The following is a 6,133-nucleotide window of genomic DNA, read 5'->3' on the forward strand; positions in this document are numbered from 1 at the left end:
AGTGAATGAGTAAAAAATTTTCATTTACCCATTCACCCATTTACTCATTTACTCGCTTACTGGCACGTGCCGAAGAATAAGATGGAGTGGTATCAATAATGCCCATAATCGCAGTAGAAAACCTGACAAAAAGATTTGGCAATATCACTGCCGTTGATAGTATATCCTTCGAGGTGGAAAAGGGGACGATATTCGGCTTCCTCGGCCCCAATGGCGCTGGAAAGACAACCACCATCAACATCCTCTGCACACTGCTGTCTCCAACATCCGGAAAAGCTTCTATCGATGGTTATGACTGTATGAAAGAATCATCGGAGGTGAGAAGAGAGATAGGGATTGTGTTTCAGGACAATACCCTCGACAAGGAACTCACAGCATACGAAAACCTGCTTTTCCATTCTTATCTCTACAATGTTCCTAAGAATGAGAGAAAGGGAAGGATAGATGATGCGCTGAATTTTGTAGGGCTCTATGAAAGGAAAGACGATACCGTGAAAAAATTTTCTGGCGGAATGAAAAGGAGACTTGAAGTGGCAAGGTCTATAATCCATCAGCCAAAGATATTATTCCTCGATGAGCCTACACTCGGATTGGATCCACAGAGCAGGACAAACCTGTGGGAATTCATCTCTGAGCTTCCTAAAAGGCATGATGTGACCATATTCATGACCACACATTATATGGAAGAGGCAGAGATATGCAATAAGATAGCGATAATCGACAAGGGAAAGTTAATCGCCCAGGGATCTCCGGATGATCTGAAGAAAATGGTTGGAGGAGATGTCATATATTTACAGACAAAGGACAATGCATGGGCAATAGATGAGATTAAAAAAAATCTGAATCTCGATGCAGAAGAAAAAAACGGCGAGATATTCATATCCGTATCAAAAGGAGATGCATGCATCCCGAAGCTCATCAATACCCTTGCGGATATGGTGCTGTCCGTAAGGCTGCAGAGGCCGACTTTGAACGATGTATTCTTAAAGCTCACAGGCAAGGCAATACGGCCGGAAGCAGTATCAGGCGGCGATGAACTGAAGGAGTCCATAAGGTCATACAGGAGAAAGTTTGATAGAGGATGAAATCTGATTTGAACGCCGTATATGTAATTGTTGCACGGGAATTCATAAAATTCGTCCGTGAGCGGGGAAGGTTAATATCCACCCTTGCGAGGCCGCTTCTGTGGCTGTTTTTGGTCGGCGGCGGAATGTCGAGGATGGTGTCCCCTGACATGGGCATGCCTTACATGCAGTTCATCTTCCCAGGCATCATAGGGATGACAATCCTGTTCAGCTCCATATTCTCATCAATATCCATAATATGGGACAAGGAATTCGGATTCATGAAGGAGATGCTCGTAGCCCCAGTATCGAGGTTCTCCATAGTTATAGGCAAGGCATTGAGCGGCACTGTTGTATCAACGCTTCAGGCATTAATCATACTTTTCCTATTTCCTGTTATCGGACTGAAACTTAGCATAATCCAGATATTTTTAATACTCGGCATTTCCATTATTCTGTCGTTCTGCCTTTCATCCCTCGGCATACTCATAGCAACATTTTATGAAAGCTTCGAGAGCTTCAGCGTCATCATGAATTTCATCGTAATGCCCATGTTCTTTCTATCAGGGGCAATGTATCCCGTAAAGCTCCTGCCGCATGTATTGAGCTTTTTAACAAAGATTAATCCCTTAACCTACGGAATAGATGCATTGAAGTACATGGTATTCCCGGAAAAGAAATTATTGACTCACGACTTTCCTTTATCCCTCGACATCGCGGTAATTATCATCTCATCCGTTATCTTTGTCGCCATCGCTGCCATGGTGTTTGAGAGGAAGAAGTAAGAAGCGGCATATTAAAATTTAAAACCGCGCCTTTACCATGATTTATTCTTTAGTACCATCTCATGATGCATTCTTAGTATCTCGTCTAAGCTACCATTCCTGTCTTCAACTTGTGATTCAATAGATAGTTTATGAATCAGAGGATTAGACAAATTATCTGCAAATATTTTTCCTTCTAATTCTATAGAGCAACTGTAATCAGGAGCAAAATAGATAAAATCTTTTGTAAAAGCTGTTTGTTGGGGCTATACCTTTTCAAATTTTACCTCTGTATACCATCTATTATTAGAGAGCCTGCTTATTACAATATCGGGCTTCAGGGATATCTTTTTCTTCTGGAACAGAAAGGCATATGGTTTTTAACTTTAGCACCTTCCCTAACTGAATACGGTCTTTTACATCTGCAAACTCAACATCAAGTGTTGGAATGCTTTCATTAGGCGATAATTCAGAAAGTCCCATTTGTGCCACTTCGTCAGGACTGGCCTCATCTGTAGAACTGCCTCGCCTGATGTAAACTACATTTTTCTTCAACTTGCCGTAATCATTTTTTAAATATATCGGTCTTTTATTAACTGGAATATGAATCACTCCAACTTTTTTACCTTCAATAATGGCAGTTTTGTAATGAAAGATTACTGGACGCTGAGTTTTGCTATTAACAAACTGCTGAAGCTGAGCATCGTCTAATTCATACTCAATGCCAATCACCTCACTTTTGCTTCCTTTTATCTCTTTAACACCCATCAAGATATATGCATCAGCCCTTCTCCATGCATTTGCAAATGCCAATATGTCTTTTAGTAATTCACTCTTTTGCGGCTCATCTCCGCCAATAAAATTGTACTGCTTGCCTTTAAAATCCAGCGTTGAACTTTCTTCTTCGTAAAGAAGCTCTTCCAGCATACTCATCTGATTATGTATTTCCCCTTAATAGATAATTAAATTCATCTATAACTGCCTTTATAAAACGACGCACCATTCCTTTCCAATTATTTTGATGCAATCTCTTAATATCCTTCAATACTTCTCCAATTTCATTTTGTCCTATTATTTTCTGTTCCCGAGTTTTCATATTTCCAAAAAATATATTTGTTCTGAATCCTTCAATAATCTTATTATCATCTGACTCTTTTCGTATTAGTTCTCGCTTCGGCTCAACATAATAAGGCAGTCTGTTTTCCTCTATGAACGTCCTAAGTTTTTCAAACTCATCCATAAATTGTAAATCTATCATATAATCGGAAAGAGTCACTCCGTGTAGCATAGAACTACCATTTCCATCCAAAAACAAGATTATTTTTGCTAAAGCTGTCCTACGATTTCCCTCTCTGGTAATATACCACTCGCCATTATTGATTCTTGAGAAAGACATATCGCTTTTTCTCCCATGCGAGAAGTAATAATTAGGATTCATCTCGTAATCAGTAAGATTACGAGATAATCTTTTATAGCCGTACTGAGCATCAAGAAGGGAATGAATTGTTTTGTTAGCATAATCAGGATGCGATGTGCCGACCACAGATTTTATAGTCGTCATTTCTTACGCTTTCCCCTAATCATATATTCTGCCTTTTTCTCCCCCACCATCATCCCCTTCTTTTTATCCTTCATCTCTACAAACTCAATCTTCGCCTCTCCGAAAAGTCCCTTGTGTTCATTATGCATTCGGTTCAAGGCCATCTTGCAATGTTCCTCGTCAACTTCAATTCCAATACTATTCCTATCACATTTCATAGCAGCAAGCATTGTTGTTCCTGTTCCGCAGAAGGGATCAAGGACAGTATCGCCCCAGAATGAAAACATTCTTACCAAGCGATATGCAAGTTCTAAGGGGAAAGGAGCGGGATGGTGTCTGGTCGATGCACCTGTTATATTCCAGAACTGGCGGAACCATTGGGCGTAATCGTCTTTAGCTATCATACTTAACTTACGCTGCTCTTCCGTAGGCTGTCTGTATCCGCCCGGCTTCCTCTGCATTAATATGAACTCTATATCGTTCTTTATGATGGCATTCGGCTCGTATGGTTTCCCTAAAAACTTGCTGCCGGTGTTAGCCTCAAAATCGGCGTTTGATATTTTATGCCAGATAATGGGATTAAGGTTATCAAAGCCAATCTTGCGACATATGACTGTTATATCAGCATGAAGCGGCATGACAAGATGCCTTCCGTGTTCCCTTCGCGATAGGCACACATCTCCGACTACACAGACAAGTCTACCTCCCGGGACGAGCACACGGTAAACTTCTCTCCATACTTCGCCAAGATGTTGAAGAAAAAGCTCATAGTCAGCAATATGGCCCAACTGCGCTTCATTTTCATTGTATTTCTTGAGCGTCCAATAAGGTGGAGAAGTAATCGCAAGATGTATAGATTGGTCGGAGATGAACGACATTGACCGTGCATCTGCCTGAAATAGACGATGCGTTGTATTTATGGTTTTTCCGGTCAACTGAACTGCCATCAGTGCTATCCTCTTCCGAAGGCGCTGACATGCGCCGTTAAAGAACGAGCAAATAGCTCAAGGGTTAAATCTTCTGCAGGTTCTGTAAAAAATCCTTCAATGCCTTTTACTCTCTCAGACAGCAAAAAGGCTGATGCATTGTAATGGCGTTCTCTTACCAGTTTCCTGCAAAACAATTCATAGCGTTTTGCATATGAAGCCTTTTTGAACTCTTCAAAAACCTCAAAATGCGGTTCTTTAACTTTAACTGGAGTTCGCGATTCTTTGCAGTCCTCCAGTAAAAATATATATCCGAGCCATGGGCTGATAGTCTTATTGAATTTTCCTTCGCGGAAGGCAGTCCACAAATCCAGCGCGCTTCCCATTGCCTCTTCTGTGCGATTATTGAAATTGTTTCCAAAAGATGGGCCGACCTGCGACTTTGCTTCAAGTGCTAAAATCAGTTGATCGTCTCGAACTACTATCAAGTCCCATTCTTTTGTAGGACGGAAAATCCAGGGAGTTCAAGATTTTTATTATGGAAGATATGCTTTTCATCAACACCTGCTTCAAGAATGATTTCTGTTATTAAAGCAATAAAGTCATCCATCTGAGCGCCGCCTGTTACTGCGCTTCTTAGCCCTTGATCAACACGGCTGGAATTTTTTTGCTTATTGGCTTGTTGTTCCCGTGTCAACCAGTAATGGCTTACAGCTTTTGCTATGCGCTTATGCAGATTTTCAAAAACTTTTTTCATAGCTATTAGTTATAGAATACGCTGGTCATAGTATAACAGAATTGCCAGTGATTTGAAGAATAAGGGCAGCATCGCTTACAATATGAAACGCCGATATGAACCCCATAGATCTCTATAAAAAACTCCCTAAGAAAAACTGCGGGAAATGCAGGCAGAAGACATGCATGCCTTTTGCCCTCTCTGTTATAAAGGGAGAAACAGAGCTATCAGAATGCCCTCTTCTCACAAATGAGGAAATAGAGGCGCTGAGAGGCTCTGTCACAAAATCGGACTGGCGTGAGGAGTTGATATTAAGCCTTAAAGAAGAGGCCAAGAATATAAATTTCAAAGACATTGCAAATGGCATCGGCGCTGAATTAAAAAAAGACAACAGCATCGCCATCAAATGCATGGGAAGGGAATTCAGCATATCGCCTGACGGAGATATAACGACACACGGCCACATAACGCCATGGATCAAGATATTGCTATTGCATTATATCAGGACTGCCGGCAAAGGCGAATTGTCGGGTAAATGGGTATCATACAGCGAACTCCGAGGCGGCATGGTAAAGGCATCTTCATTTCTGAGGGACTGCGAAGAGCCTCTTAAAGAACTCCTCGAAAGGGATTTTGCCCAAACAGAAAAAATACTTATCAGACTCGGAGCAGAGAAGCGTGAAGGATTCCCTACAGAAAATGCATGGCATCTTTACCTCCTTCCCAAGCTGCCGGTCATGATCCTTTACTGGCCGCAGGAAGAAGAATTCGAATCAAAGGCAAAGGTTATTTTCGACTCAACAGCGGATAGATTTCTCGATGCGGAATCAATAATATTCCTCGTGGAAGGACTCGTTAAAAATATCGAGGCTAATTTATTTCTTGACAAGAAATAGCATATATGTTAATAATTGAGTTGGCAAAATTACCCCCAATTTTTTGGCACAATTTTGGAAGGAGGTGACTTAAAGAATGAAGAAGGTATTAGCTATTATACTTTCCCTTATGCTCCTAGTGGCATTTACCCTGACAGTTGGCTGCAAGAAGGCTGAAGAGCCAAAAAAGGCTCCTGAGGCGCCAGCACCAGCTCCTGCACCAGCTCC

The 6,133-nt window shown here is 41.3% G+C and carries 6 protein-coding genes and 1 pseudogene; 3 read left to right on the forward strand and 4 right to left on the reverse strand.

Annotation, left to right across the window (positions count from 1 at the left end):
• Positions 1 to 98: 98 nt before the first annotated feature.
• Positions 99 to 1,085, forward strand: a complete 987-nt coding sequence (locus V7L97_RS06665) for an ATP-binding cassette domain-containing protein (RefSeq protein ID WP_333654417.1) — start codon at positions 99 to 101, stop codon at positions 1,083 to 1,085.
• Positions 1,082 to 1,849 carry an ABC transporter permease gene (locus V7L97_RS06670; RefSeq protein ID WP_333654418.1) on the forward strand — a complete coding sequence of 256 codons (768 nt, stop codon included), beginning with the start codon at positions 1,082 to 1,084 and terminating at the stop codon, positions 1,847 to 1,849. The genes V7L97_RS06665 and V7L97_RS06670 overlap by 4 nt, the downstream gene beginning before the upstream one ends.
• Positions 1,850 to 2,134: 285 nt before the next feature.
• On the opposite strand, the gene V7L97_RS06675 is transcribed toward V7L97_RS06670, so the two are convergent.
• From V7L97_RS06675 to V7L97_RS12975, 4 genes and pseudogenes are all read right to left on the reverse strand, one after another.
• Positions 2,135 to 2,755, reverse strand: a complete 621-nt coding sequence (locus V7L97_RS06675) for an AlbA family DNA-binding domain-containing protein (RefSeq protein WP_333654419.1) — start codon at positions 2,753 to 2,755, stop codon at positions 2,135 to 2,137.
• A gap of 10 nt (positions 2,756 to 2,765) precedes the next feature.
• On the reverse strand, positions 2,766 to 3,389 hold the full coding sequence (locus V7L97_RS06680) for a hypothetical protein (protein ID WP_333654421.1): 624 nt from the start codon (positions 3,387 to 3,389) through the stop codon (positions 2,766 to 2,768).
• Positions 3,386 to 4,315, reverse strand: a complete 930-nt coding sequence (locus V7L97_RS06685) for a DNA-methyltransferase (RefSeq protein ID WP_333654422.1) — start codon at positions 4,313 to 4,315, stop codon at positions 3,386 to 3,388. The genes V7L97_RS06680 and V7L97_RS06685 overlap by 4 nt, the downstream gene beginning before the upstream one ends.
• 5 nt (positions 4,316 to 4,320) lie before the next feature.
• Positions 4,321 to 5,051 (reverse strand): annotated as a pseudogene (locus V7L97_RS12975) (PaeR7I family type II restriction endonuclease).
• A 95-nt stretch (positions 5,052 to 5,146) separates the two neighbouring features.
• Between V7L97_RS12975 and V7L97_RS06700 the strand changes: the two are divergent.
• Entirely contained in the window at positions 5,147 to 5,926 is a 780-nt protein-coding gene (locus V7L97_RS06700) for a DUF3786 domain-containing protein (RefSeq protein ID WP_333654426.1), read from the forward strand.
• Positions 5,927 to 6,133 lie beyond the last annotated feature (207 nt).

Origin of the sequence: Dissulfurispira sp., from assembly GCF_036745535.1 — a bacterium.
In the GTDB taxonomy this organism is placed as follows: domain Bacteria; phylum Nitrospirota; class Thermodesulfovibrionia; order Thermodesulfovibrionales; family Dissulfurispiraceae; genus Dissulfurispira.

What these genes read in the sequence shown, in the direction of transcription:
- V7L97_RS06680 (WP_333654421.1), bottom strand. Translation starts at nt 3,389, where the DNA reads ATGACGACTATAAAATCTGTGGTCGGCACATCGCATCCTGATTATGCT.
- V7L97_RS06685 (WP_333654422.1), bottom strand. Translation starts at nt 4,315, where the DNA reads ATGGCAGTTCAGTTGACCGGAAAAACCATAAATACAACGCATCGTCTA.
- V7L97_RS06675 (WP_333654419.1), bottom strand. Translation starts at nt 2,755, where the DNA reads ATGCTGGAAGAGCTTCTTTACGAAGAAGAAAGTTCAACGCTGGATTTT.
- V7L97_RS06665 (WP_333654417.1), top strand. Translation starts at nt 99, where the DNA reads ATGCCCATAATCGCAGTAGAAAACCTGACAAAAAGATTTGGCAATATC.
- V7L97_RS06700 (WP_333654426.1), top strand. Translation starts at nt 5,147, where the DNA reads ATGAACCCCATAGATCTCTATAAAAAACTCCCTAAGAAAAACTGCGGG.
- V7L97_RS06670 (WP_333654418.1), top strand. Translation starts at nt 1,082, where the DNA reads ATGAAATCTGATTTGAACGCCGTATATGTAATTGTTGCACGGGAATTC.